Raw genomic sequence first — 23,595 nt, 5'->3', positions numbered from 1 at the left:
CCGGGGGCCGGAACCGCGCCCGGTAGGGTCCTGAACGTGAGCGAATTCATGCGGAACGTCCGGTTGTGGTTCGCGCCGCAGGAGGTCCGGGAAGAGGGCGGGACGCCGGACTACCGGTTCTCGCTGGCGAACGAGCGGACCTTCCTGGCCTGGCTGCGCACCGCGCTCGCCCTGATCGGCGGGGGCTTCGCGGTGGACCAGTTCCTGCCGGACCTGCCGTGGGGGTGGCGGGTGGGCCTCGCGCTCGCGCTGCTCGGGGCCGGTGTTCTGTGTTCGCTGCGGGCCGTCAACCACTGGGTGCGCTGCGAGCGGGCGATGCGGCGCGGCGAGGACCTGCCCGTGTCACGGTTCCCGGCGCTGCTCAGCCTGGCCGTGGCCGTGGTCGCGATCGCCATGGTCGTCGTGGTGCTCCTGAGGTGGGAGGGATGAGCGAGGAGCGGGACCCCGGGCTCCAGCCGGAGCGTACGCGGCTGGCGTGGCGCCGTACGACCCTGGCGGGCACGGTCGCCGCCGTGCTCGCCGCGAAGACCGCGCTGCACGGCGGGCCGACCGCGGTGGGCTTGCTGGTCTGCGCGCTGTGCGGGGCCCTCTGGCTGTGCTTCCTCGCCCTCGCCCACCTGCGCATCCGCGCCCTGGCCACACCTCGCCCGCCGGTGATCACCGCCCGGCACGCCGCGGCGGCGACCCTGTGCACGGTCGCCCTCGCCGTGTGCGCGGCGGCCCTGGTGGTGTGACCCGCCCCAGCCGCCCCTGCCCGTGCCCGTCGGCTGGGCGGCTGGGCGGCCGAGGTGAGTGGGCCGTGTACGCGTGCACCCGTCTGTGCACGCATGCACGCGGCGCTCCGGATTTCTGTGGATCGTCGCCGACTGGCAGGCTCTGAACACCAGTTGGCGACGATCCCAAGGGGTTCCCATGACCGCAGGCGAGCCGTACACCGTCGAGTTGGCCGACGACGTGCACGCGTATGTGCAACCGGACGGCGGGTGGTGCCTGAACAACTCCGGCTTCGTCAGCGACGGAACGACCACCCTGCTCGTGGACACGGCGGCCACCGAGCGGCGCACCCTGGCGCTCTCCGCCGCACTCGACGCCTCGGGCGTCCCGGCGCCGCGGCTCCTCGTCAACACCCACCACCACGGGGACCACACCTACGGCAACGGGCACTTCACGCCGACTGCCACGCTCGTCTCGCACGCCGCCTGCCGCCGCGAGGCCCTGGCCAGCGGTCGGCACCTGCATCTGCTGTGGCCGGGGACCGACTTCGGGGACGTCCCGATCAAGAGCGCGGACCTGACGTTCACGGACCGCACGACGCTCCACGTGGGCGACATCGAGGCCGAGGTGATCCACCCGGGCGTCTCGCACACCGTGGGCGACTCCTTCGTCTGGTTGCCGCACCGCCGGATCGTGTTCACCGGGGACCTGGTCTTCGAGGGCGGGACACCGTTCTTCCTGATGGGTTCGCTCAGCGGTTCGCTGCGGGCGCTGGAGCTGCTGCGCGGTCTGGGCGCCGAGACCGTCGTACCCGGGCACGGTCCGGTCACCGACCCGTCGGCGTTCGACCGGGCCGAGCGGTACATCCGGTTCGTGGCCGACGTCGCCGAGAAGTCCCACGCGGCCGGGCTCACCCCGCTGGAGGCGGCCCGGGAGACCGACCTCGGGGAGTACGCCGAGCTGCCCGAGAGCGAGCGGCTGGTGGCGAACCTGCACCGCGCCTACGCCGAGCTGGACGGACACCCCGAGGGCGAGGGCCTCGACCCGCTCATCGGTTTCCGGGACATGGCGGTCGTCAACGGCGGCGAGATGATGACCTGCCACGCCTGAGTTCCCGTCCCGGTGAGGGCGCCCCCTGACCTCGCTCACGGGCGCCCTCACCGTCCTTCACCCGGCGCGAACCATCCTTCACCCGGCGCGAATCGTCCTCCGCCCGGCCCGGGCCGGTCGAGACACCGATCACTTTCGCCACACCCACTGGACGGCATACCGACCGGTCGGCACCATGAGTGCAGTCCCGTTCACCCGCATGTAGGAGCGACGATGCGCCCAGTCCACCCGCCCGGTCTCGATCCCGACCGGCTGCGCGGCCTGCGCGGCCTGCTCGACGCCGAGCGGCCCGGCCTGGTGAACGAACCGCTCACCGCCCGGCTGATCGAGGGCGGACGGTCGAACCTCACGTACGAGGTCACGGACGGCACGTCGAAGTGGGTGGTACGGCGCCCTCCGCTGGGCCATGTGCTGGCGACCGCACACGACATGAAGCGCGAGCACCGGGTCATCAGCGCGCTGTACCCGACGGACGTACCCGTACCCCGTCCCGTGCTGCTGTGCGAGGACGAGGAGCTGCTCGGCGCCCCCTTCTACGTCATGGAGTTCGTGGAGGGCACGCCCTACCGCACCGCCGAGCAGCTCGCCCCGCTCGGCCCGGAGCGCACTCGGGACGCCGTGCTGGGCCTGGTCGACACGCTCGTCGGACTGCACGCGGTGGACCCGGCCGAGGTGGGCCTCGCCGACTTCGGGCGCCCCGAGGGCTTCCTGGACCGGCAGCTGTGGCGCTGGGGCAAGCAGCTGGACGCCTCCCGCAACCGCGACCTGGCCGGGATCGACGAACTGCACGCCGCGCTGGGTCGCGAGCTCCCGCACTCCCCCGCGCCCACGGTCGTCCACGGCGACTACCGGCTCGACAACGTACTGCTCGGTGAGGACGACAGGATCAGGGCGATCCTCGACTGGGAGATGTCCACACTCGGCGACCCGCTCACGGACCTGGGGCTGCTGGTGATGTACAGCGTGCCGCTCGGGCTGCCGGACTCCCCCGTCTCCACGACGGCCACGGCCCCCGGTCACCCGGATCCGGCCGAGATCGTCGAGCGGTACGCCGCGCGCTCGGGGCGCGACGTGTCCGCGGTCTCCTGGTACACGGCGTTCGCGTGGTTCAAACTCGCCGTGATCCTGGAGGGCATCCACTACCGGTACACCCTCGGCCGGACGGTGGGCCCCGGCTTCGACCGCATCGGCGAACTGGTTCCGGTCTTCATCGAGCACGGCCTGACGACTCTGACGTCTCCTCAAGAAGGCTCCCGGAAGGGCTGATCCGCCATGGACTTCGCATATGACGCCCGCACGGAGGAGCTGCGGCAGAAGCTCCTCGCCTTCATGGACGAGCACGTGTACCCGGCCGAGACGGTCGCCGACGCGCAGCGTGCGCGGCTCGCCTCGCCGTGGGACACCCCGGCCGTGGTCGAGGAGCTGAAGGCCGAGGCCCGCAGGCAGGGCCTGTGGAACCTCTTCCTGCCGGACTCGCAGTACGGCGCCGGGCTGACGAACCTCCAGTACGCTCCGCTCGCGGAGATCACCGGCCGCTCCCCGCAGTTGGCGCCCACGGCGCTGAACTGCGCGGCGCCCGACACGGGCAACATGGAGGTGCTCGCGCAGTTCGGCGACGAGCAGCAGAGGAAGCAGTGGCTGGAGCCGCTGCTGGCCGGTGAGATCCGCTCGGCGTTCGCGATGACCGAGCCGGAGGTGGCCTCGTCCGACGCCACGAACATCACCACGCGCATCGAGCGCGAGGGCGACGAGTACGTCATCACCGGCCGCAAGTGGTACATCTCCGGGGCGATGAACCCGGACTGCCGGATCTTCATCGTGATGGGCAAGACGGACCCGGACGGGGCCGACATCCGCCGTCAGCAGTCCATGGTCCTGGTCCCGCGCGACACCCCCGGCGTCACGGTGAAGCGCGCGATGCGGGTGTTCGGCTACGAGGACCACTACCACGGCGGGCACGCGGAGGTGATCTTCGACGGTGCGCGGGTGCCCGTGGCCGGCCTGATCGGCGAGGAGGGCGGCGGCTTCGCCATCGCCCAGGCCCGGCTCGGTCCCGGTCGCATCCACCACTGCATGCGGCTGATCGGCATGGCGGAGCGGGCGATCGAGCTGATGTGCCGGCGGGCCGTGTCCCGTACGGCCTTCGGCAAGGCGCTGGCCCAGCAGGGCGTGGTGCACAACTGGATCGCGGACGCGCGGGTGACGGTCGAGCAGTTGCGGCTGCTGGTGCTGAAGACGGCGTGGCTCATGGACACGGTCGGCAACAGGGGCGCCCACACGGAGATCCAGGCCATCAAGATCGCCACGCCTCGCGCGGTCGTCGACATCATCGACCGGGCGATCCAGTTGCACGGCGCGGGTGGCGTCAGCCAGGACTTTCCCCTGGCCGAGCTGTACGCGGGCGCCCGTACGCTGATGATCGCCGACGGCCCCGACGAGGTGCATCAGCGGTCGCTCGCGCGGCGGGAGTTGAAGCGGTACGTGTGATCCCCCTGGGCGGGCCGGGGGTTCCTCGCCCCCCGCCGCCCTTACCCGTCCCGTCCCCAGGGGCTCCGCCCCTTCAACCCCGGCCGACCTCCGCTCCTCGAACGCCGGAGGGGCCGGCTTGTCGCCGGGCCGGGCTGGAGTTCCAGCCCCGCCCGGCGATTGAGGACGAGGCCGTTCAGGCCGAGAGCGAGGATCTTGGGGGCGCAGCCCCCAGGGGACGGCGGGCGGGACAACCCCGCGCCCGCCTACGGCCGCAGCGCCCTCAGCAGCAGGTCCGCCAAATGGTCCGCGACCTCCTGGGGGCTCATCGGGCCGTCCGGGCGGTACCACGTCGACAGGTGGTGCACGGAACCGAAGTGGTAGTCGACCACCAGGTCCGCCGGAGTCGCCGTGGAGAAGACGCCCGACTCCTGCCCCTCCTCGATCAGCGCACGGAAGCGTTCGTGGTAGCGGCGGCGCTCGGCACGCACCTGCTTGTTCTTCTCCGGGCTGAGGTGGTGCATCGAGCGGAAGAAGATCATCGCGTCGTCGAGGTTCTCGATCGTCGTGACGACGACGTCCGCCGCGGCGGCCCGGAGGCGCTGCTCGACCGGCTCGTCGGCGCCCGCGAAGGCATCGAGGCGCTCCTGCTGTACGCGCAGCACGCGTGCGTACACCTCGTGCAGCAGGTCGTCCTTGGAGCCGAAGTAGTGGTAGAGGGCGCCCTTGGTGACACCCGCCGCCTCCACGATCTCCTGCACCGACGTACGGTCGTAGCCCCGCTCGGCGAAGAGCCGGGTGGCGGCGGCCAGCAGCCGCTGCGGGACGGTCGTGCCGTCTCCGTCCGTCGTCCTGGGCACTTGCCGCCACCTGCCTTCCATGGTCTACGTCTGCTCGTCCCGACGGAGGATCTTCCCACCCTCCGGTTTCAGCCAGTCGGGCAGGGCTGTCAGGGCGAAGCCTCCCACTTCTGCTGAACGCGGTTCATGCTCGCCAGCCAGCGTTCCGGGTCGGTGGCCCGCGCCTGGTAGTACCCGGCGGCCTCCGGGTGCGGCAGGATCAGGAAGCGGTCCTCCTCGATGCCCTTGAGCAGGGCGTCCGCCACGTCCTCGGGGTCGATCGCGGTCGGCGCGAGCACGAGTTCGCCCGCGCTGCCCGCTGCGGTCAGCATGTCGGTGCGCACGCCCTGCGGGCAGATCGCGTGCACTTTCAGGCCACGGTGCCGATAGGTCAGTGACAGCCACTCGGCGAAGGCGTACGCACCGTGCTTGGTGACGCTGTAGGGCGCGGCGCCGATCATGGTGAGCAGTCCGGCGGCCGAGACGGTGGAGACGAACCGGCCGCTGCCGCGCTCCAGCCAGGCGGGGAGCAGTTCGTGGGCCGCGCGGACGTGCGCCATGACGTTGACGTCCCAGGCGAGCGCCCAGACCTTTTCGTCGGCCGCCTCCGTGCCGCCGGAGCCGACGCCCGCGTTGGCGCAGTAGATGTCGACCGTGCCCCCGAGCGCGTCAGTTGCGTCGGCGACGACCGCGGACGCGTCGCCCGGCACCGCCGTTCCGCCGATCTCGTCGGCCACGGCCTTCGCCTTGCCTGCGTCCAGATCGTTCACCACGACCCGCGCCCCCTCGGCCGCGAAACGGCGGGCCAGCGCGGCGCCGATGCCGCCTCCCGCTCCGGTGACCACCACTCCCGCACCCTGCACGGCTCCCACCATCGGCTCCTTCGACGCGACGGAACGACTCTGCCTCCGAGCCCGCTTCGATGGCCAGACTAACCGGTCGGTATGTGACGTTGGAAGGGTGACTACGCCCCAGTAAGGGGCGCGGCGAGCCACAGCGATATTCCGGCGCTTCCCCGAAGCACGTAGCGTGCCCATGCCAGCCTTCCGCCATCACGGAGGTCACTTCATGCGCCTGTCCAGACGGACCCTGCTCGCAGCGACCACGGCCGCGGCCACGGCGGCCGTGTCACTCCCTCCGGCGCCCCAGGCCTCCGCGGCCGACCGCCGGAGGCAAACCGGCTTCGAACGGCTCGCGGCCGACGGGTACGCGCTGCTCGACGGCGAGCGCGTCGGCGTCGTCACCAACCCGACGGGCGTCACTCGCGATGTGCGGCACATCGTCGACGTCATGCACGCCGACGACCGTGTGAACCTGATCGCCGTCTTCGGTCCCGAGCACGGCTTCCGGGGCACGGCGCAGGCGGGCGGCTCGGAGGGCCGCTACGACGACCCCGCGACCGGGCTGCCCGTCTACGACACGTACCAGAAGAGCGGCCGGCCGCTCGCCGACATCTTCACGGCCTCCGGTGTCGACACGCTCGTGTTCGACATCCAGGACGTGGGCGCGCGCTTCTACACGTACATCTGGACGCTCTACGACTGCATGGAGGCGGCCCAGCTCGCGGGCAAGCGGTTCGTGGTCCTCGACCGGCCGAACCCCGTCACCGGGCGCTCCGCCCAAGGGCCGGTGCTGCACAGAGAGTTCGCGACGTTCGTCGGCCGGCAGCCGATCTCGCAGGCGCACGGGATGACGGTGGCCGAGTTGGCGCGGCTGTTCAACGAGGAGTTCCTGACCACCCCGGTGGCGCTGGACACCGTCCCGATGTCGGGGTGGAGGCGCTCGGAGTTCTACGACGCCTCCGGGCTCCCCTGGGTGCCGCCGAGCCCGAACATGCCGACACCCGACACCGCCCTCGTGTACGCGGGGACCTGCCTGTTCGAGGGGACGAACCTGTCGGAGGGGCGGGGCAGCACCCGTCCGTTCGAACTGCTCGGTGCGGAGGGGATCGACCGGCGCTGGGCCGAGAAGGCGGGGGAACTGGGACTGCCTGGCGTGCACTTCAGGGAGGCCTACTTCACACCGACGTTCTCGAAGTTCCAGGGGAAGACCGTGGGAGGCGTGCAGATCCACGTCGACGACCGGGCCGCGTACGACCCCGTCCGCACCGGTATCGCCCTCCTCGTGACCGCGAAGCAGGTCTGGAGCGGCTTCGCCTGGCGGTCCGACAACTGGATCGACAAGCTGACCGGCTCCGCACGGGTGCGCACGATGATCGACGCCGGGGCGGACACGGACGAGGTCGTGGCGGGCTGGCAGGACGAGCTGGCGGCGTTCCGGAGGGTGCGCCGGGAGTACCTCCTGTACCGGTGACACCCGCTGATACCGCTGATCCGGCCGCCGGTGCGGCGCCCCGCCGCCAGCACATCAATTCGGGTACCTCCGGGACGCGCGTGACGTATGGCCAATCCCCGTCACCAGCGGGACGATGCACGCAGAGCGCAGGACCGACGAGGGCCGAAGGGGGCTCGGCATGGCGGATCCCGACTCCCCCACTCTCGACTTCGCTCAAGCGGGGGAACCCCCACGCGTGACTCCCTACTGGGAGCTGACCTTCGACGCGGACGGTGACGTCGACGGCCGGCAGCGGGACCGGCTCCTGGCGGAGACCGGGCAGCGCGGGGTGCGGGACCTGGTCGTCTTCGCGCACGGCTGGAACAACGACCGCTCGGGAGCGACACGGCTCTACAGCCGCTTCTTCGAGCCGTTCCCCGCGCTGGCGCCACGGGCGCGCCTCGGCTACGTGGGCGTGCTGTGGCCCTCGATGCGGTTCTCGGACGAGCCGATCCCCGACCTGCCGCGATCGGTGACCGCCGGTGTGTCCGGCGTTCCGGCGACCGCACGTCCCATGCTCGACAAGGGCACCCGGCACGCGCTCCTGGAGGTGTTCCCGGGGCGGGCGACGATCGTGGACCAGCTGGCGCGGTTGCTGGACCAGCAGCCGGACGAGACGGCCTCGTTGGCGGAGTTCGGGCGGCTCGTACGGCTGCTGGTGGAGGTGCGTCCGCAGGGACCGCAGGCCGTGTTCGCGGCGGACACCCTGTCCGAGGGGGTACCGGAGAGCGATCCCGAGATGCTGTTCGGGGACACCGCGGCGGTGTGCCGGGAGTTCGCGGCGGCGCTGGCTCAGGTGGAGCAGGCGGAACAGGTGAAGAGCGGGGCGGTCGGGGCCGAAAGCGCCGCCGCGGCGCCGCGGTTGTGGGACGGCGGCAAGGAACTGCTCCGCCAGGCCACCTACTTCGCGATGAAGCGGCGGGCGGGCACGGTGGGCGAGCGCGGGCTCGGGCGGGTGGTCGGGCAGTTGGCGCGGACGGCCCCGGATGTGCGGGTGCACCTCGTGGGGCACAGCTTCGGGGCGCGGCTGGTGTCGTTCGCGCTGCGAGGGCTGCCCAAGGGTGTGCGCACGGTGAAGTCGGTGACGCTGCTCCAGGGCGCCTTCTCGCACTACGCGTTCGCGGCCCGGCTGCCGCACGACACCCGGGCGAGCGGGGTCCTGCACGGTCAGCACAAGCGCATCGACGGCCCGCTGGTGTGCTGCCACTCCCGCCACGACTCGGCGCTCGGCACGATCTACCCACTGGCCTCCCGTATGGCGGGCGACTCCCGCTCGATCGCGGGCTTCGGCATCGGCAGCGTCCTCGGTACCAAGTGGGGCGCGTTGGGCTACGACGGGGTGCAGGCCGTCAAGGGCACCCGCTCGTTCCGACTGGCCGACGCGCTCAAGGCTCAGCTGCCCGCGTCCGGCTGCGTCAACGTCGACGCGGCGGCGGTGGTGAAGCGCGGCGGCCCACCGTCCGGCGCCCACAGCGACATCTGCCACAAGGAGCTGGCAGGGGTGGTGCTGGCGGCGGGCCGTATCACCTGACCCGCCGCCGCACACCAGCCCTGGGAACGGGAACTAACGGTGGGACTTGAACCCTCCCCCAGCTGAAGCGGGGGATTCCTGGCTCAGGAAGCCCCACAGACCAGCGGCCTGAAAGATCTTACTCCCTCAACACCAGCCGGGGCGGAACCTGCCCGGTTTGTTGAGCAAAGCTCGACCGTGCCGTCTTGGTTCTCGATCGGCACGGTATGCGCGCTTGGTTCTCGCAACGCACGAAAGGCACCTTACCCGATCGTATGGCGGTCTTTCGCCCTGGAGGCGAAACCCCTGTGGGACGTGAACTCCACCACCTGCTGGAAGGTCGGCCGGTTCTGCCAGCTGATCTTCCCGTGGTTGATGCCGCCGAGCGGGCGCTGGATGATCGAGTCGGCGCACCACTGGTCGCCGGCCGAGCAGCTCGCGTCGCCCGGGTAGACCTGGGCCGCGGTCTTGCCCGCCGCCTCCTTCAGGGTGCTGATCAGGACGTCCCGGCAGCCGCTGAGGGTGCCGCCGCCGCAGTACTTCCCAGCCAGGCCGCCCTGTACCGACTCACCGAGCACCGCCCGGATGTCCTTGTCGACATAGCTCCACCAGCCGTACTGGAAGGAGCTGCCCGCGTGCGAGCCGGTGGGCCCGTGCGCGGCCGACGGGGACTCGTCGATCGGCAGGTTGTCGTTCATGGCGGCGTACAGGTCGCTGCCGAGGCCCGGTTCGAACTCGGCCTTCACCAGCAGCGGCCACCAGGCGTCCAGGATGCGGATCGCCTCGGCGTTGGCGTACGTCTTCGACCCGGCCGAGGTCTCCGTACGCTTGGCGCCCGCCGACACCCATGTCTGCAGCTTGCCGACCGCCGCCGCGACCGTGGAGTCCGTGACGGTCGAGCTGTTGACGACCCTCAGCAGCTTCGGCAGCACGTCCTCGGCCCGCAGGTCGGCGAGGCCCGCGTCGGCCATCGCCTTCACGAGCTGGGCCCGGGTCACGCCGCCCGCCGCCACCAGTTTGCTCACCCGGCCGTCGAGCAGGTTGCCGCGGTGCACGGAGCCGTTGCCCCAGGGGGCCGTGGTGTAGTCCTTGGCCTGCTTGTTGTTCCAGGAGATGTAGTAGTCCTGGTCGATGGAGTTCGGGTGGGCGGAAGGGGGCGTGTAGTCGGCGGTGTTGGTCGCCGGGTCCCAGCCCCGCCACTCGTACGCGGTCCGCGCCCACACCGGGAACTCCGCGTCGACCCCGCTCGCGCGCACCGGGTTGTCGCCGCTGTTGTAGTACGCGGTGTGCCGGGAGTCGGCGTAGAACCAGTTGAAGGTGTAGTTGATGTGCTGCGTGGCCTTCTGGAAGTCCTCCGGGCCCTTGACGTAGTCGGGGTCGTTCAGCATCTGGAAGCCGATGATCGAGTCGGCCTCGTGCAGGTAGGAGGAGCGCAGGGTGGTGTACGCGACCTTCTTGCCGCCGACCGTCGCACGGTGCGTGACCGGACCGTACTTGGTGCGCCAGACCTGCATGCGGTAGGAGCCCGCCGGGGTGTCGTCGGCCGTGGTCGGCTTCCAGGCGTTGGTCTTCTCGACCTTGTCCATGGCCGTGCAGGTGCCGCGGTAGAGGTAGTGGTAGTCGTCCTGGCACAGCTCGACCGCGTAGGTGTCGATGATGTCCTGGCCGGAGGTCGTGGCGCTCCACGAGTAGTCCTGGCCGCGACCGAGCTCCACGTACATGCTCAGCCCGGCGAAGGACGCGCCGCGCGCGCTGATGCCGGGGCCCTGGATCTCCTGCAGCAGGAGCAGCTGGGGGGCGAAATAACCGGTCTGGGGCCCGAAGACAGCGATGGGGTTCCCGCTGGCAGTGCGCTTGCCGCTGACCACGAGGGCGTTGGACATGCCGCGCTTGGCCGAGGTGAGGGCGTTCGCGGCGGCCGCGGCCGAGGTGCGGGTCGCGGTCGAGGTGGTCGCGCTGCCGGTGCGGTCGTAGACGAGCTGTTCCTCGGCCACCGAGCCGGCGTCGGGCAGGGCGGTGCCCTGTGGGTCCTCGGGCTTCGTGGCGTACGGGAAGCTGCCGTCCTGGACGGTGAGCACGGCCTCGGGGTCGTTGCGTTCGCGGAAGGACTCCCAGACCTTGGTGCCCTCGGCCACGCCGTACTTCTCCTGCGCGGCGAGCAGGGAGATCGCGTTGTTGACCTCGCCGCCGCCTCCGGAGCCGAAGAGGGTGCCTATCACGGAGGCCAGCGCGACCAGGTCGGTGAGCTTGAACTTCTCGATGGTCCCGGCGTTGGTGACGGAGTCCTTGTGGCCGGTCAGGACGTACTCGCCGGGGAAGTAACGGCCGCTGTCGGAGGCGGCGATGTAGGCGTTGATGCCGTCGAGGTAGGCGTTCGCGTCGGCGAGGGCCAGCTTGCCGCGCTCGCCGTTCGTCGCGGCGGCGTTGTCGATCTGGGCCTGCAGATCGGCCTCGGTGTACGGCGCGCTGCGCCAGAACTCCTGCTCAAGGCCCTGGTTGGAGGGGTCGCCGCCCGCGAACGGGGTCAGCTGGCCGCGGCCCACGTGGCGGAAGACGTCCATCAGCCACAGCCGGTCCTGGGCGGAGGCATAGCCCGCTCCGAACTCGGTGCCGTATCGAGTGGTACCGGTGATGTGCGGCACCCCCGTCTTCTTGTCGCGGACGATCGTCACGTCCGTGCGGCCGGCGGGCTTGAGCGTGGAGGCGACCTGGTCGGAAGGGACACCGAAGGAAGCGTCGTTGAAGAAGGTGTTGATCTTGTCGTTGGTCAGCGAGGAGTAGCCGGTGGCCAGGTTGGCGTACGGGCCGAGCTGGTTGTCGGCGTTCTCGGGCTGGGTGCCGAAGGCCTGGTTGAGGAGGATCTGGGCGAGGGTGGCGTTGCCGTTCTGGCCGGGCGGAAGGATGTCGGAACACTGGCCGCCGCAGTAGTCGTTGGCGGCGGCAGCCGCGTCGGCGGGGGCCGTCTCCGTGGCCGCCGCCTGGGAAAGCGGCGACAGAAGACCGGCGATGAGGATGCATACGGATGCGCCCTTGAGGAACTCCGTGAACCTGCCGGGAGTTCTCAGTCTGTCGAGCGTGATGCGTGGGATGCGCCAGGGCATGGCAACTCCTCCTGACGGGGGTGGGGCCAGAGGTTACCGCCGGTATCCCGGAGTTTGAAGATGAACATGAGTCAACTTTTCTCTCATCGCCACGCCGTCGGCGCCCCAGCACGGGCCGACGGCAGGGGGATGCGGGCCGCGAACTGCTCGGTGGATGGCTTATGGGGGGCCATTCGAAATCGGATGGAGCCGAATCGCGTGTCGATACGTCTATTCGGCGACGTCCGAACGACGACGCCGAAGTGACCGAAGTACAGGTGCAGGTGTGACGGAGGTGCAGGGCGATGGCCGGCTTCAGGAGTCTGGCGAGACAGGTGCGCGACCCGAGCTGCGATTTGGCACTGCGGCGTTATTCGCTGCGCAAGTGCCTTGAGAGGTTCGCCCCGTACGGGCATCGGGCGACCTGGGATCATTTGTGCTCACGGGCCGGGTTCGGCCCCGAGGACCGTTCTCCGGATCCAGCGCGGCTCGTGGCCGCACTGGACGAGTTGGAGGAGGCCCGCTCCGTCTGGCTCGCCTACGAGGGGGAGTTCGCGCAGCGCCGCAAGAAGGAGAAGCACGACGGGCTGCGCAGGCCGGGCAGTATGGACGACTGGCACCGGCTGACCTGGGGTGGGTTCGGCGTCGCATGGTGCGACGATCCGTACGTCCACCCCCATGAACCAATGGCCGAGGTGCTGCGCCGGCTGATCGCCGCGCTGGAGCGTGAACCGGGCTCGGTCTGCCCGGTGTGCGAGGGCGAGCACCTCACCTGGAAGTACGACCTGGCCCATGAACCGTCGTCGGGCCCGGTCTGCACGGAGTGCGGCATCGTGGTGCCGCGGCCCGTGCTGACACGCGAGGCCCTGGCGGACGCCAGGCGCGCACGGGCACAGCTGCTCGTATCAGCCTGAGCGCGGCGGGGGTGCGCCGGGGATGCCGCACCCCCGTGCTATGAGCGCACGGTGATCACGGTCACGGAGTCGCGACGTCCGTGTGGATGGCGAGCTTGAACTCGGCAAGCGTGATCGCGGTCTTCGTCTTCGCGTCCTTCACACCGCGAGCCGACACCTTCAGACCGAGAGGTGTCCCCCGGTGCACGAACATCTGCCACACGTAGGTGCGGTACTGGCCGCCCCTGGTGATCGCGCTGTCGTTGGTGGCCGTCGAGTCGTACTTCTCCGCGTTCAGCGGATCGCGGACGAACCGCGCCCGGTACTCGACCGCCCGGGAGTCCGCCACCCAGAAGACCATCGCGGAGAGCACGCCCCAACCGTCATGGCTGGGCCAGATCAACCCCGAGCGCTGATCCGGGTACACCGACGGCTTCGTACCGCCGTGCGCCGGATCATGCATCTTCCAAGGGTCGTACGACTCACCGTCGCTGCCGTACGGGAAGCGCACGAGGTGGTAGCCATCCCCGTCGTAGGTGATCTTCTGTGCCCCCGACTGCGCGACATTCCACTTCAGCGAGCTGACGACGACGCTCATCGGTACTCCTCCACTGCCCGGCCACCCGAGAGGAACACGTCCTCTCCTGGACCGTGCTGCCCGATCACACCTCGGTCAACTGGCACGAACGGGGCGCGGAGGAGCTTCGCGGCGGCGCTCATGGAGCGGGGCGGGCGTGGAGGCGGTGGCCGGGGCCGCGGAGCCCGGAGCTGCTCAGCAGCAGTTCCCGGGCTCTTCCTCCGGCCTGGGCGCCCGCTGCCGAACGCCGGTGGTCCTGCGCTCGACCATGAGCCGGGAGCCGCTCTGCCGCTCGCCGAAGACGTCGTCGGGGTTGGACAGCACACAGCTGTCCAGGGACAGACAGCCGCAGCCGATGCAGTCGGTGAGGTGATCGCGCAGCCGGTTGAGCTGCTTGATGCGCTCGTCCAGCTCGGACCGCCAGGCCTCCGAGAGGCGCGCCCAGTCCTCGCGAGTGGGGGTGCGCTCCTCGGGCAGTTCGGCGAGGGCGTCGCGGATCGTGGCGAGCGGGATGCCGACGCGCTGCGCGGCCCGGACGAAGGCCACCCGGCGCAGCGCGTCACGGCTGTAGCGGCGCTGGTTGCCGGAGGTGCGGCGGCTGCTGATCAGCCCCTTGGACTCGTAGAAGTGCAGGGCGGATACGGCGGCGCCGCTGCGGGCCGACAGCTGGCCGACGGTCAACTCGTGGATCTTCTCGGGGATCTGGGGCACCTCTCAGAGCCTACCCACCCCGTCACTCGGCCGGTCCGTTGACAGGGGACCCGGCACCCCACCATGCTAAGCAGTTGCTTAGAGTTGTTGCTCGACGCAGGCACACGGGATGCGGGAGGCCGGAGCATGGCAGAGCCGAGGACGTTCACGTCCGCCGACGAGCTCAAGGCGGCGGTGGGCGAGCAGCTGGGGTACAGCGACTGGCTGGAGATCGACCAGAAGCGGATCGACCTGTTCGCGGACGCCACGGGCGACCACCAGTGGATCCACGTGGACCCTGAGAAGGCCGCGGCGGGTCCCTTCGGGACGACCATCGCGCACGGCTATCTGACCCTGTCGCTGCTGCCACTCCTGGTACCGCAGGTGATGAAGGTCGACAACATCAAGATGGGCGTCAACTACGGCACGAACAAGGTGCGGTTCCCCGCGCCCGTGCCCGTGGGCTCGCGGCTGCGCGCCACGGCGGTCCTGAAGGAGGTCACCGAGGCGGGGGGTGGCGTCCAGGTCACGGCCGCGGTCTCCGTGGAGCGCGAGGGCGGGGAGAAGCCGGTGTGTGTGGCGGAGTCGGTGTCGCGGTACTACTTCTAGCTCGGACGACCGCCCCTCTCAGGGGCGCGGCCGGCTCTTCGCCCCCACCATCCGCAGCACGAGGTCGGCGTACAGCGCGCCGACCTCGTCGGGTGTTCGGGGTCCGTTCACGTTGAACCAGCGGGCCACGTCGATGCACAGGGAGAGCACCGCGATGGTGGTGCCCCTGACGTCGGGGACATCGAAGTCGCCCGCCGCGACGCCGTCCTCGATGATGCCGCGCACAGCCGCGTCGTTCTGCCGCCGCAGGGCCACGATCTCGGCGCGCGCCTCCGGGCCGAGGGCGTCCAGCTCGTACTGCACGACCCGCGCGACGGTGTGCTGCCCCGCGTGCCACCGCACGAAGGACCGTACGGCCTCGGCGAGCCGCTCGGCCGGGCCGCCCTCGCTCTCGGCGGCCGTGCGCAGCACGTCGAGCGCCTTCTCGTGCCCGATGCGGCTGATCCGGTGGAGCAGCTCTTCCTTGGTCTTGTAGTGGATGTAGAGCGCGGCCGGGCTCATGCCCGCGCGGCCCGCGATGTCACGGGTCGTCGTCGCGTGGTACCCGCGCTCGGCGAAGGCCTCCACCGCGGCGACGAGCAGCCGCCTGGCCGCGTCCGGGGTGACCTCACCCCATGGCTGCACCTCGCCGCCGGACGTCTCCTCCGCCGTACTCATCGCTCGCTCGCCCCTTCCCGTGGCAGGCTCCACACCATACCTCCGAAGCTGAGCGCCCGCTTAGAGTGCCCGTTCAGAGGCGTAGGGTCAGAGCTTTGCGAGGGGGTCGTGCTCGGCGAGCAGCTTCTCCAGCCTGGCCTGATCGACCCGGCTGACGATCTGCCCGGCCTCCTGCTTGTCCCGAATCACCTTGGCCAGCGTGAAGGACGAGGTCACCAGGTACAGGACGGCGATCCCCAGGAAGGCACGCACCCAGGTGTCGGCCTCCAGTTGGAAGATGCCGATGGCGGTGGCCACCAGGGCGACGGCGAACGAGGCGACGGCCTGACCGAAGTAGGCGGCGGTGGACTGCTGCTTGACCGGTGTCTCACTCATGGGGACAGCATCCGCGGACGTGGCCCACACCACATCCGCCGACGTACTCAGGTCGTACTCAGAAGCCCGAAACCCCGCTCAGCGCCCGATCGCCGACTTCCGCGCCGCGACCGCACCGCCACGCACCGGCAGTCACGCCCGCACCCCGGCCCCACCGCACCGCACCACCGGCACCGGCACCGTTACCGGCACCCGTCCGCGCACGCCAGCCGTACCCGCAACCCCGACGCAGCCAACAGTCGCGTACGCGCGGCAGGGGGTGTGCCGGGAGGTGTCCGCCCGCAGCGGCCGGCGTCCGCCGCCGGGCACCCGACACCCCCCACAGAACCGCGGGACCGAGGACGGAGACCTCCCGGCGCGCCCCCGACCCACGACGAAACCGCAGGCGCCCAAGCCACGACGACGGGAAACCGGCCCCCACCCACCACGCCCCGACACTTCGGCCGCCGCCGAAACGTTCGTGGCGCATGCTGGTGGGCATGACCAGCAGAAGCCCTGACCGCCCGCCGCGATCCCGCGGTGGCGACGCCGTCGAGCTCGCCGCGTTCGCCGGGCTGATCGCCGACGAGACGCGCGCCGCGTGCCTCCTCGCCCTGCTGGACGGCCGCGCCTGGACCGCAGGCGAACTCGCCCGGCACGCGGGCGTCGCCCCCTCCACCACGAGCGAACACCTCGGCAAACTCGTCGCCGGCGGTCTGCTCGCCGAAGAGCGCCAGGGCCGCCACCGCTACGTCCGGCTGGCCAATCCCCGCATCGCCCAACTCCTGGAGGACCTCGCCTCCCTCACCCACCCCCTCACTCCCGCCCAACGCCCCCGCACCCTCCGCGCCGCCACCGCCCACTCCGCGATGGCCCGCGGCCGCACCTGCTACGACCACCTCGCCGGCCGCCTCGGCATCACCGTCACCGACGCCCTGACCCACCAGGGCCTCCTCCGCCAGGACACCGGCTTCGCCCTCACGGACGCCGGCCTGGGATGGTTCGCCACCGTCGGCATCGCCCTCGACCGCACCGGCCGCCGCCCCCTCGCCCGCGCCTGCCTCGACTGGACCGAACGCCGCCCCCACCTCGCGGGCGTCGCGGGCGCGGCCCTGTGCCGCCATGCGCTGACCACCGGCTGGTGCGTACGCATCGGATCCGAGCGGGCGGTGAAGGTCACGCCCAAGGGTGAGCGGGCCTTCGCTGACCTGCTGGGCATCGAACCGGCATCACTGCGCTGAACACGACTGGATGCTGCTGAACGGGGCCGAACACTCCCCGGCCGAAATCCGCGAGCCCCAACGCCTTGCCCCACCTAGCCTCAGGAGCATGATGACCACCGGATCAGCCGCTCAAGCCGGGCCGCCCGCCCGCCGCCGCACCGAGTTGCTCGCCGCAGCCGCCGCCACGGTCACCGTCGTGTTCTGGGCATCCGCGTTCGTGTCGATCCGGAGTGCGGGCGCCGCGTACTCGCCGGGGGCGCTGGCACTCGGGCGGCTGCTGGCGGGGGCGGTGGTGCTCGGGATGATCTGCGTGGTGCGCAGGGAGGGGTGGCCGCCCCGGTCCGCGTGGCCGGGGATCCTGATATCCGGGCTGCTGTGGTTCGGGTTCTACATGGTCGCCCTCAACTGGGGCGAGCAGCAGGTCGACGCCGGCACCGCGGCCCTGGTCGTCAACATCGGACCGATCCTCGTCGCTCTGCTCGGCTCACGCCTGCTGGGCGACCACATGCCACCTCGCCTGCTCGCGGGCATGGCGGTGTCGTTCGCGGGTGCGGTCACCGTGGGGCTGTCGATGTCCGGTGGGGACGGCGGGTCATCAACCCTGGGCGTCGTCCTGTGCCTGCTCGCCGCCGCCGGGTACGCGGGAGGCGTCGTCGCGCAGAAGCCGGCACTCGGGCGGGCGAGCGCGCTGCAGGTGACGACGTTCGGCTGTCTCGTCGGCGCGGTCGTGTGCCTGCCGTTCGCCGGGCAGTTGGCCACGGAGGCGGCCGACGCGCCGCTCTCCGCCACCCTCAACATGGTGTACCTGGGCGTCTTCCCGACCGCCCTGGCCTTCACGACGTGGGCGTACGCGCTGGCCCGTACGACCGCGAGCCGCATGGGCGCGACCACATACGCGGTACCCGCACTGGTGGTGCTGATGTCGTGGCTGGCGCTGGACGAGGTCCCGGGAGCGCTCACTCTGGCGGGCGGTGTGCTGTGCCTGGCCGGGGTGGCCGTGTCACGCTCCCGGGCGCGTACGCCGCAAGCGGCCGTGGCTCCGGACACGCTCCCGCAGCCACAGCCCGAGCCGGAAAAGACATGAACGGAACAGGCGCGAACCGGAGCAGGCGCAAACCGGAACAGACGTGAACCGGAACAAGCGAGAACCGGAACAGGTACGCACCGGTATTGGCGAGAACCGGACCAAGCACGAACCGGAACGGCGGGCCAGAAACGGAAACCCGGCCGACCCCACACCCGGAGGTGTCAGAAGTCGACCCGCTTCCGGTCGTCGACCCGGGCCACGGCCTCCTGTGCGAAGGCCTTCCGGTAGTCCGCGCGGATCTCCTCGATCTTCCGGTCGCTCGCCCGCGCCTCGCGCGCCGGGTACAGCAGGATCAGCTCGTACGACCGCTCCTTCTCGATCGTTCCGCCGGCGTCCCGCCACTGCCCTCGCCCTTCCTGCACGGTGAGCCCGTCGGGGAACGAGGGCGTGACCTCCCTGTCGACGAAGTCCGTGAACTGGGCGGCGGTGACCACCGGCCCGCCGTCGGGCCGCTCGGTACCGAAGAGGAGCCGTGTCTCGACGAAGGCGGCGCCGCGGACCGGGGCCGCCGCCTCGCGGGTCTCGTCACGACCAGGGCCGCCGAGAGTGCTCCCGAGAGAGCCCCCGAGGGTGGCGTACGCGGTGGGGGCGGCGGTGAGCAGGATCCCGGCCGTCGCGAGGGCGACGCGGGTGCGGGTGATGTTCCAGGTCATGCGCCCATACCTAGCCGGACGCGGTCCCCCGGGTCCGGCAGCCGCGCCGAGCCGGGCAGCCCCGTTCACCGGACAGACGGACGGACCACGCGTCCTGGGGGACAGCAGACGATCGGTTTCGTCCACCCCGTGGATCCGTGGTTCAGGTGGAACCCGTCGGCCCTTTCGTCGCCGTCAGATGGGCGAAGACCACGATGTTGCTCACGTAGCCGGTCCTGCGGTCGTACCGGCCACCGCAGGTGATCAGGCGCAGTTCCGGGCGCTGCCGGCGCCCGTAGACCTCCTCGTCGGGGAAGTGCGCCTTCTCGTACGTCCGCACGGCGTCCACGGTGTAGACGGCGGTGCGCCCGTCCGCGCGGCGGACGTTCACGACGCGGCCGGTCTGGATCTCGTGGAGTGCGGCGAAGACGGCGGGCCCCGTCCTGGTGTCGCGGTGCCCGACGAGGACCACTGTGCCGGACTGACCGGGCGCGGGGCCGCCCTCGTACCAGCCGGCCGCTTTGGGGTCGTCCGTCGGTGGTGCGGTCAGTCGGCGCCGGCTGTCGAGGCCGAGGCCGACGAGGGGGGCCTCGATGCCGAGGTAGGGGACGGTGAGGGACACCGCCCGGGACCGCGGCAGCGGCCGGGGCGGTGCGCCCTCGGACGCACCGGGAGGTGTCCGCCGGGGCGCCGGCGCGTGCGGTGCCCCGACACCGCGCGCGTCGGTCCGGGCCCCGGCGGGGTCGGCGGGCTCGTCGTTCTGAGCCCACCAGACGCCGCCCACCACCAGACAGACGGTCACCACGATCGTCCGCGTCAGGCGGTAGGCGCGCGTCCGGTACCAGGGCCTCGGAGCGCCCCTACGCCGCGCCATCGGAGCGACGGCGGCGCAGCCCGAAGTACGCGGCTCCGGCGACCGCGACGAGGCCCACCGCCGCCGCGCCCGCGACCGGCGCGAAGTCCCGCTCGTCCGCGAGACCGCCACCGCCCGCGGGCGGCCCGCCCTTCGGTTCCCCGTTGGGTTCGGCGTTGGCTTCGGCGTTCGGTTCGCTGTTCGGTACGGCCTTCTGCTCGCTGTCGGGTGCGGCGTTCGGCGCACCCTTCTGCTCGCTGTCCGCTTCGGCATTCGGCTTGCCGTTGGCCTCGGCGTCCGCCGCGGCGTCGGGTCCGGCGATGGCCGCGTTGTCGGATTCGGCGTTCGGCTTGCCAGGGGCCTCGGCGTCCGCCGCGCTGTCGGATTCGGCGTTGGGCACGGCGTTCGGCGCGCCGTTGGGTGCGTTGTTCCGGTCGCCGTTCGGTCCGTCGTTGGGGACGTTGCCCGGCGCGTGTGCGCTGGCCGGCGCCTCCCGGCTGCAGTCCAACTTGAAGGCCTTCTGCTTGCCGGCACCCATGCCGCCGTCGATCCGCCAGGTGAGCTTGTACTGCCCCTCGGGCAGCGCCAGGTTGTCGTCCGTCCGCCCCGCTCCGTCGGTGAGGAGGACGCGCCCGGACAACTGGGCGGCGCCCGGCTTCGCCGGCTGCGGCTCGATGGCCCACGAGATGCCCTGGACCGACTCGAAGTTGACGGCCTCCAGGTCGAACTCGCAGACCTTCGCCCGGCCGGCCTGGGGAAGGGCGTCCGTGTCCGTCATGTTGATCTTGATGTCGCCGCGGTCACCGGGAGCCGCGCTGGCGGCCGGCGCGACGAAGAACGCGGTTCCCGCCACGGTGAGCGCCGCGAGGGCCGCGACACCCGGGCGCGCGCCCGCGCGGCGTGGGAGGGACGACGAGGTGGGCATGCGAGACCTCCAGAGTCAGTCGATAGTCACACAAATCGGGCTTTCGACTGACTCTCTGTCACATCCGCGACGGCCGATGTCGGCGCCGCGCTTCATAACCCGTCAGATTTCGCTCTTCCGGCCCAAGGACGCCCCGGACCCCCGGCTACCCCGGCCCCCCTGCTCCCCCGGCTCCTGCGGGTCCCGTCCCCGTCCCTGTGTCCGTCCCTGTGTCCGTCCCTGTGTCCCTCCCCGTCCCCGTCCTCGTCCCGCCCCGGCCCCGGCTTCGCGGGCGACCGCAACGCTATGCCCGAGGACAGCAGCAACAGCCCGCCCAGCATCACGAACGGCGCGGCGACACCCGCGACTCCGGCGACCAGCCCCGCGGCGCCGGGCGCGGCGACCTGGCCGAGCCGGTTGCCGGTCAGCCGCAGCGCGAGGGCGGTGGAGCGGGCGCCGTCCGGGGCGGCCTGCACGACCGTCGTCATGGACAACGGCTGCCCGACCCCGAGGCAGAACCCGAGCGCGGCAAGTATCACGGCGAGCGCCCACACCGGCACGGGCAGCGCGATCCCGGCGCACAGCACGGCGCCCAGCAGGCATGTCACGGTGAGCAGCGCGGTCCTGCCGAGCAGCCGCAGCATGGGCGTCATCACGAGCCGGCAGGCGATGGTGGCCGCCGCGCGCAGGCTGAGCAGCAGGCCGATCACGGACGGCGCGATACCGCGCTCCTCGCCGACCACCGGCAGGTACGCGGTGAGGATGTCCGTCGCGGACAGTACGGCGAGACTGATGAAAATGCCCGCGGGCACACCCCGGGCACGCAGGATGCGCTGGACGGGGACGCGTTCGCCCGCCGCGGTACGGGACTTGGGCGCCGTACGACGCTCTATGCGCCACAGCGAGGTGCACGCCACCGCGGCCCCGGCGCCCGCAACCAGCAGGGCGAGCGCGCTCGTGCCCGCCATGTCCCCGCCGCCGATCAGGGCGCCCGCGGCGATCGGCCCGATCAGCTGGCCGAGGGAGGCGCCGATGGTGAAGTGGCCGAAGTTGCGGTCCTGTTCGTGCGGCGCGGACTGGCGGGCGACGATCGACTGGGCGCCGATGACGAAGGACAGGTGCCCGAGCCCCATCACCCCGCTCCAAGCGGCCATCGCGAGCAGCGAGTCGGCGAGGCCGCTGAACACGCAGCCGCCGGAGATGAGGACGACACCGATGGGCAGCAGGGGCGCGCACCGCCCGTGGTCGGTGCGGCGGCCCAGTGGTACGGCGGCGAACAGCGGGAGCAGGGCGTAGACCCCCGCGATCACACCGATCGCGCGCTCGTCGGCGCCCAGCGCGAGGGCCCGGTAGGACACGGCGGGCCGGGCCATCGACACCGCCCCCTGCGCGAAACTGAAGGCGATGACGAGGCGAAGCAGCCAGCCGCGATTCCCACCGGGCCTCACGACACGGACCTCCTCGGACGTTCTCTGGCGGTTCAACTGCCCCGCCGGGCTCAGATGATGCCGAACAGTATCCCTGCCCCGAGAATGATCAGCGAGGTGATGGCGGCCCACTTGACCACGAACTTCGTGTGGTCACCGAACTCGACCCTGGCCATACCGACGAGCACGTACACGGCCGGGACCAGCGGGCTCGACATGTGCAGCGGCTGGCCGACGAGCGAGGCGCGGGCGATCTCCAGCGGCGACACCCCGTGCGCGGCACCCGCCTCGGCCAGGACCGGCAGGACGCCGAAGTAGAAGCCGTCGTTCGACATGAAGTACGTGAGCGGCAGGCTCAGGAAGCCGGTGACGAGCGCCATGTGCGGGCCCATGCCGCTGGGAATGCCGTCGACGATCCACTTGGCCATGGAGTCGACCATGCCGGTGCCCTGGAGGACGCCGGTGAAGACGGCGGCGGCGAAGACCATGCCGGAGACGTTGAGGACGTTGTCGGCGTGGGCGGCGAGCCGGGCCTTCTGGTCGGGGATGTGGGGGAAGTTGACGGTCAGCGCGAGCGCGGCACCGAGCAGGAACAGCACCGGGATCGGCAGCAGCTCCATGATCATCGCGGTGAGCAGGGCGACCGTGAGCAGCGCGTTGAACCAGTACAGCTTCGGGCGCAGGGTCGGGCGGTTGGGGTCCAGGCCCTGGAGCCGCGCGTCCTCGTGCTCGTCGTCGGAGTCGTCGGCTGCGTCGGCGTCGGTGCCGGAGCCCGCACCCCCGCCTGTCTTCGCCGTACCGCCCTTGCCGTTGCCGGAACCGCCGGAGGCACCCGCGCCGACGAGCACCGTCTCGGCCGCCTCCTGCTTCGCGCCCTCCCCGTCCTTGACGATCTTCTCCTGCTCCAGGACGTCGTCCAGGCTCAGCACACCGAGGCGCTTGCGCTCACGCAGACCGAGGAAGTACGAGAGGACGAAGACGAAGAGCAGGCCGACGAGGAGCGCGGGGATCATCGGGACGAAGATCTCGGCCGCGTCGAGCTTGAGCGCGGTGGCGGCACGGGCCGTCGGACCGCCCCAGGGCAGGGTGTTCATCACGCCGTTGGCGGTGGCGGCGACACCGGTCATCACGACCAGGCTCATCTTCAGGCGCTTGTACAGCGGGTACATCGCCGAGACCGTGATCATGAAGGTCGTCGAACCGTCACCGTCGAGCGACACGATCGCGGCGAGCACGGCCGTACCGATGACGATGCGCAGCGGGTCGGCCTTGCAGAACTTCAGGATGCCCCGGACGATCGGGTCGAAGAGGCCGACGTCGATCATGAGGCCGAAGTAGACGATGGCGAACATCAGCATCGCGGCGGTGGGCGCGAGGTTGCCCACCCCCTCGATGACGTAGTCGCCGAGCTTGGCACCTTTTCCGACGAACACGCAGAAGAGTGCGGGGATCAGCACGAGCGCCGCGATCGGCGACATCTTCTTCATCATGATCAGGACCAGGAAGGTCGCGATCATGGCGAAGCCGAGGATGGTGAGCATAAATGGATACCTAACGTTCGCCCTTGAACAGCCACCAGGGCCGGCGGTTGGAGCGACGTTAGGACCCGTTGACACGCGTTAACAAGATGTTGACA

General features: G+C 71.0%; 23 protein-coding genes. 11 read left to right on the top strand and 12 right to left on the bottom strand.

What is annotated here, in order from left to right; translation table 11 throughout:
• Positions 1-36 precede the first annotated feature (36 nt).
• The 5 genes from E0500_RS34815 (at position 37) to E0500_RS34795 (ending at position 4,311) form a co-directional block, all read left to right on the top strand.
• Entirely contained in the window at positions 37-429 is a 393-nt protein-coding gene (locus tag E0500_RS34815) for a YidH family protein (RefSeq protein WP_131563556.1), read from the top strand.
• On the top strand, positions 426-734 hold the full coding sequence (locus tag E0500_RS34810; RefSeq protein ID WP_131563555.1) for a DUF202 domain-containing protein: 309 nt from the start codon (positions 426-428) through the stop codon (positions 732-734). The genes E0500_RS34815 and E0500_RS34810 overlap by 4 nt, the downstream gene beginning before the upstream one ends.
• Positions 735-912: 178 nt before the next feature.
• On the top strand, positions 913-1,824 hold the full coding sequence (locus E0500_RS34805; RefSeq protein ID WP_131563554.1) for an MBL fold metallo-hydrolase: 912 nt from the start codon (positions 913-915) through the stop codon (positions 1,822-1,824).
• A 213-nt stretch (positions 1,825-2,037) separates the two neighbouring features.
• Complete coding sequence (locus E0500_RS34800; RefSeq protein WP_131563553.1) at positions 2,038-3,090, top strand: phosphotransferase family protein; 1,053 nt, start codon at positions 2,038-2,040, stop codon at positions 3,088-3,090.
• Positions 3,091-3,096: 6 nt separating this feature from the next.
• Positions 3,097-4,311 (top strand): acyl-CoA dehydrogenase family protein, encoded by a 1,215-nt coding sequence (locus E0500_RS34795; protein WP_131563552.1) that lies wholly within the window; start codon positions 3,097-3,099, stop codon positions 4,309-4,311.
• Between the two features lie 245 nt (positions 4,312-4,556).
• Here E0500_RS34795 and E0500_RS34790 read toward each other — a convergent pair whose 3' ends face one another.
• Both E0500_RS34790 and E0500_RS34785 read right to left on the bottom strand, forming a co-directional pair.
• Complete coding sequence (locus E0500_RS34790; RefSeq protein WP_131563551.1) at positions 4,557-5,150, bottom strand: TetR family transcriptional regulator; 594 nt, start codon at positions 5,148-5,150, stop codon at positions 4,557-4,559.
• Between the two features lie 89 nt (positions 5,151-5,239).
• Positions 5,240-6,004, bottom strand: coding sequence for an SDR family oxidoreductase (locus tag E0500_RS34785; protein ID WP_131563550.1), 765 nt, complete (start codon positions 6,002-6,004; stop codon positions 5,240-5,242).
• 193 nt (positions 6,005-6,197) lie between these two features.
• Between E0500_RS34785 and E0500_RS34780 the strand changes: the two genes are divergently transcribed.
• The gene (locus E0500_RS34780; RefSeq protein WP_131563549.1) at positions 6,198-7,442 is read left to right on the top strand and encodes an exo-beta-N-acetylmuramidase NamZ domain-containing protein; all 1,245 of its coding nucleotides are present in this window, start codon (positions 6,198-6,200) and stop codon (positions 7,440-7,442) included.
• A gap of 160 nt (positions 7,443-7,602) precedes the next feature.
• Positions 7,603-8,994, top strand: coding sequence for a serine-threonine protein kinase (locus E0500_RS34775; protein ID WP_181587334.1), 1,392 nt, complete (start codon positions 7,603-7,605; stop codon positions 8,992-8,994).
• A 242-nt stretch (positions 8,995-9,236) separates the two neighbouring features.
• Here the strand turns inward: E0500_RS34775 and E0500_RS34770 are convergent, their stop codons facing one another.
• Positions 9,237-12,074 (bottom strand): penicillin acylase family protein, encoded by a 2,838-nt coding sequence (locus E0500_RS34770; RefSeq protein WP_131563547.1) that lies wholly within the window; start codon positions 12,072-12,074, stop codon positions 9,237-9,239.
• Between the two features lie 284 nt (positions 12,075-12,358).
• Here E0500_RS34770 and E0500_RS34765 point away from each other — a divergent pair, with 284 nt between their 5' ends.
• Complete coding sequence (locus E0500_RS34765) at positions 12,359-12,967, top strand: hypothetical protein (protein ID WP_131563545.1); 609 nt, start codon at positions 12,359-12,361, stop codon at positions 12,965-12,967.
• Between the two features lie 61 nt (positions 12,968-13,028).
• Here the strand turns inward: E0500_RS34765 and E0500_RS34760 are convergent, their stop codons facing one another.
• Entirely contained in the window at positions 13,029-13,544 is a 516-nt protein-coding gene (locus tag E0500_RS34760) for a hypothetical protein (protein WP_131563544.1), read from the bottom strand.
• 174 nt (positions 13,545-13,718) lie between these two features.
• Positions 13,719-14,234, bottom strand: a complete 516-nt coding sequence (gene soxR / locus E0500_RS34755) for a redox-sensitive transcriptional activator SoxR (RefSeq protein ID WP_131563543.1) — start codon at positions 14,232-14,234, stop codon at positions 13,719-13,721.
• 126 nt (positions 14,235-14,360) lie between these two features.
• On the opposite strand from soxR, the gene E0500_RS34750 reads away from it, so the two are divergent.
• Positions 14,361-14,822 carry a MaoC family dehydratase gene (locus E0500_RS34750; protein WP_131563542.1) on the top strand — a complete coding sequence of 154 codons (462 nt, stop codon included), beginning with the start codon at positions 14,361-14,363 and terminating at the stop codon, positions 14,820-14,822.
• An 18-nt stretch (positions 14,823-14,840) separates the two neighbouring features.
• Here the strand turns inward: E0500_RS34750 and E0500_RS34745 are convergent, their stop codons facing one another.
• Together E0500_RS34745 and E0500_RS34740 are read right to left on the bottom strand one after the other, a co-directional pair.
• Positions 14,841-15,479: a TetR/AcrR family transcriptional regulator gene (locus E0500_RS34745; RefSeq protein ID WP_131563541.1), complete on the bottom strand. Its 639-nt coding sequence runs from the start codon at positions 15,477-15,479 to the stop codon at positions 14,841-14,843.
• An 87-nt stretch (positions 15,480-15,566) separates the two neighbouring features.
• Positions 15,567-15,854, bottom strand: coding sequence for a YiaA/YiaB family inner membrane protein (locus E0500_RS34740; protein ID WP_131563540.1), 288 nt, complete (start codon positions 15,852-15,854; stop codon positions 15,567-15,569).
• Between the two features lie 479 nt (positions 15,855-16,333).
• Here E0500_RS34740 and E0500_RS34735 point away from each other — a divergent pair, with 479 nt between their 5' ends.
• Both E0500_RS34735 and E0500_RS34730 read left to right on the top strand, forming a co-directional pair.
• A complete protein-coding gene (locus tag E0500_RS34735) occupies positions 16,334-17,074 on the top strand; it encodes a helix-turn-helix transcriptional regulator (RefSeq protein WP_258573722.1) in 741 nt (246 codons plus the stop codon).
• A gap of 88 nt (positions 17,075-17,162) precedes the next feature.
• Complete coding sequence (locus E0500_RS34730; RefSeq protein WP_399120542.1) at positions 17,163-18,140, top strand: DMT family transporter; 978 nt, start codon at positions 17,163-17,165, stop codon at positions 18,138-18,140.
• A 164-nt stretch (positions 18,141-18,304) separates the two neighbouring features.
• On the opposite strand, the gene E0500_RS34725 is transcribed toward E0500_RS34730, so the two are convergent.
• From E0500_RS34725 to E0500_RS34705, 5 genes are all read right to left on the bottom strand, one after another.
• A complete protein-coding gene (locus E0500_RS34725) occupies positions 18,305-18,796 on the bottom strand; it encodes a DUF3574 domain-containing protein (RefSeq protein ID WP_131572184.1) in 492 nt (163 codons plus the stop codon).
• Positions 18,797-18,938: 142 nt separating this feature from the next.
• The gene (locus tag E0500_RS34720; protein ID WP_131572185.1) at positions 18,939-19,649 is read right to left on the bottom strand and encodes a class F sortase; all 711 of its coding nucleotides are present in this window, start codon (positions 19,647-19,649) and stop codon (positions 18,939-18,941) included.
• On the bottom strand, positions 19,636-20,553 hold the full coding sequence (locus tag E0500_RS45200; RefSeq protein ID WP_309505273.1) for a hypothetical protein: 918 nt from the start codon (positions 20,551-20,553) through the stop codon (positions 19,636-19,638). The genes E0500_RS34720 and E0500_RS45200 overlap by 14 nt, the downstream gene beginning before the upstream one ends.
• A 92-nt stretch (positions 20,554-20,645) precedes the next feature.
• Positions 20,646-21,980, bottom strand: a complete 1,335-nt coding sequence (locus E0500_RS34710; RefSeq protein WP_181587332.1) for an MFS transporter — start codon at positions 21,978-21,980, stop codon at positions 20,646-20,648.
• Between the two features lie 50 nt (positions 21,981-22,030).
• Complete coding sequence (locus tag E0500_RS34705) at positions 22,031-23,500, bottom strand: CitMHS family transporter (protein WP_131571965.1); 1,470 nt, start codon at positions 23,498-23,500, stop codon at positions 22,031-22,033.
• Positions 23,501-23,595: the final 95 nt, after the last annotated feature.

Origin of the sequence: Streptomyces sp. KM273126, from assembly GCF_004337435.2 — a bacterium.
Lineage (GTDB): Bacteria > Actinomycetota > Actinomycetes > Streptomycetales > Streptomycetaceae > Streptomyces > Streptomyces acidicola.
The sequence above is the reverse complement of the archived record's forward strand: the minus strand, read 5'-3'. Positions and strand labels throughout refer to the sequence as shown.

What these genes read in the sequence shown, in the direction of transcription:
- E0500_RS34730 (WP_399120542.1), top strand. Translation starts at nt 17,163, where the DNA reads ATGATGACCACCGGATCAGCCGCTCAAGCCGGGCCGCCCGCCCGCCGC.
- E0500_RS34805 (WP_131563554.1), top strand. Translation starts at nt 913, where the DNA reads ATGACCGCAGGCGAGCCGTACACCGTCGAGTTGGCCGACGACGTGCAC.
- E0500_RS34800 (WP_131563553.1), top strand. Translation starts at nt 2,038, where the DNA reads ATGCGCCCAGTCCACCCGCCCGGTCTCGATCCCGACCGGCTGCGCGGC.
- E0500_RS34775 (WP_181587334.1), top strand. Translation starts at nt 7,603, where the DNA reads ATGGCGGATCCCGACTCCCCCACTCTCGACTTCGCTCAAGCGGGGGAA.
- E0500_RS34770 (WP_131563547.1), bottom strand. Translation starts at nt 12,074, where the DNA reads ATGCCCTGGCGCATCCCACGCATCACGCTCGACAGACTGAGAACTCCC.
- E0500_RS34725 (WP_131572184.1), bottom strand. Translation starts at nt 18,796, where the DNA reads ATGACCTGGAACATCACCCGCACCCGCGTCGCCCTCGCGACGGCCGGG.
- E0500_RS34795 (WP_131563552.1), top strand. Translation starts at nt 3,097, where the DNA reads ATGGACTTCGCATATGACGCCCGCACGGAGGAGCTGCGGCAGAAGCTC.
- E0500_RS34745 (WP_131563541.1), bottom strand. Translation starts at nt 15,479, where the DNA reads ATGAGTACGGCGGAGGAGACGTCCGGCGGCGAGGTGCAGCCATGGGGT.
- E0500_RS34720 (WP_131572185.1), bottom strand. Translation starts at nt 19,649, where the DNA reads ATGGCGCGGCGTAGGGGCGCTCCGAGGCCCTGGTACCGGACGCGCGCC.
- E0500_RS34735 (WP_258573722.1), top strand. Translation starts at nt 16,334, where the DNA reads ATGACCAGCAGAAGCCCTGACCGCCCGCCGCGATCCCGCGGTGGCGAC.
- E0500_RS45200 (WP_309505273.1), bottom strand. Translation starts at nt 20,553, where the DNA reads ATGCCCACCTCGTCGTCCCTCCCACGCCGCGCGGGCGCGCGCCCGGGT.
- E0500_RS34765 (WP_131563545.1), top strand. Translation starts at nt 12,359, where the DNA reads ATGGCCGGCTTCAGGAGTCTGGCGAGACAGGTGCGCGACCCGAGCTGC.
- E0500_RS34750 (WP_131563542.1), top strand. Translation starts at nt 14,361, where the DNA reads ATGGCAGAGCCGAGGACGTTCACGTCCGCCGACGAGCTCAAGGCGGCG.
- E0500_RS34810 (WP_131563555.1), top strand. Translation starts at nt 426, where the DNA reads ATGAGCGAGGAGCGGGACCCCGGGCTCCAGCCGGAGCGTACGCGGCTG.
- E0500_RS34705 (WP_131571965.1), bottom strand. Translation starts at nt 23,500, where the DNA reads ATGCTCACCATCCTCGGCTTCGCCATGATCGCGACCTTCCTGGTCCTG.
- E0500_RS34780 (WP_131563549.1), top strand. Translation starts at nt 6,198, where the DNA reads ATGCGCCTGTCCAGACGGACCCTGCTCGCAGCGACCACGGCCGCGGCC.
- E0500_RS34760 (WP_131563544.1), bottom strand. Translation starts at nt 13,544, where the DNA reads ATGAGCGTCGTCGTCAGCTCGCTGAAGTGGAATGTCGCGCAGTCGGGG.
- E0500_RS34785 (WP_131563550.1), bottom strand. Translation starts at nt 6,004, where the DNA reads ATGGTGGGAGCCGTGCAGGGTGCGGGAGTGGTGGTCACCGGAGCGGGA.
- E0500_RS34740 (WP_131563540.1), bottom strand. Translation starts at nt 15,854, where the DNA reads ATGAGTGAGACACCGGTCAAGCAGCAGTCCACCGCCGCCTACTTCGGT.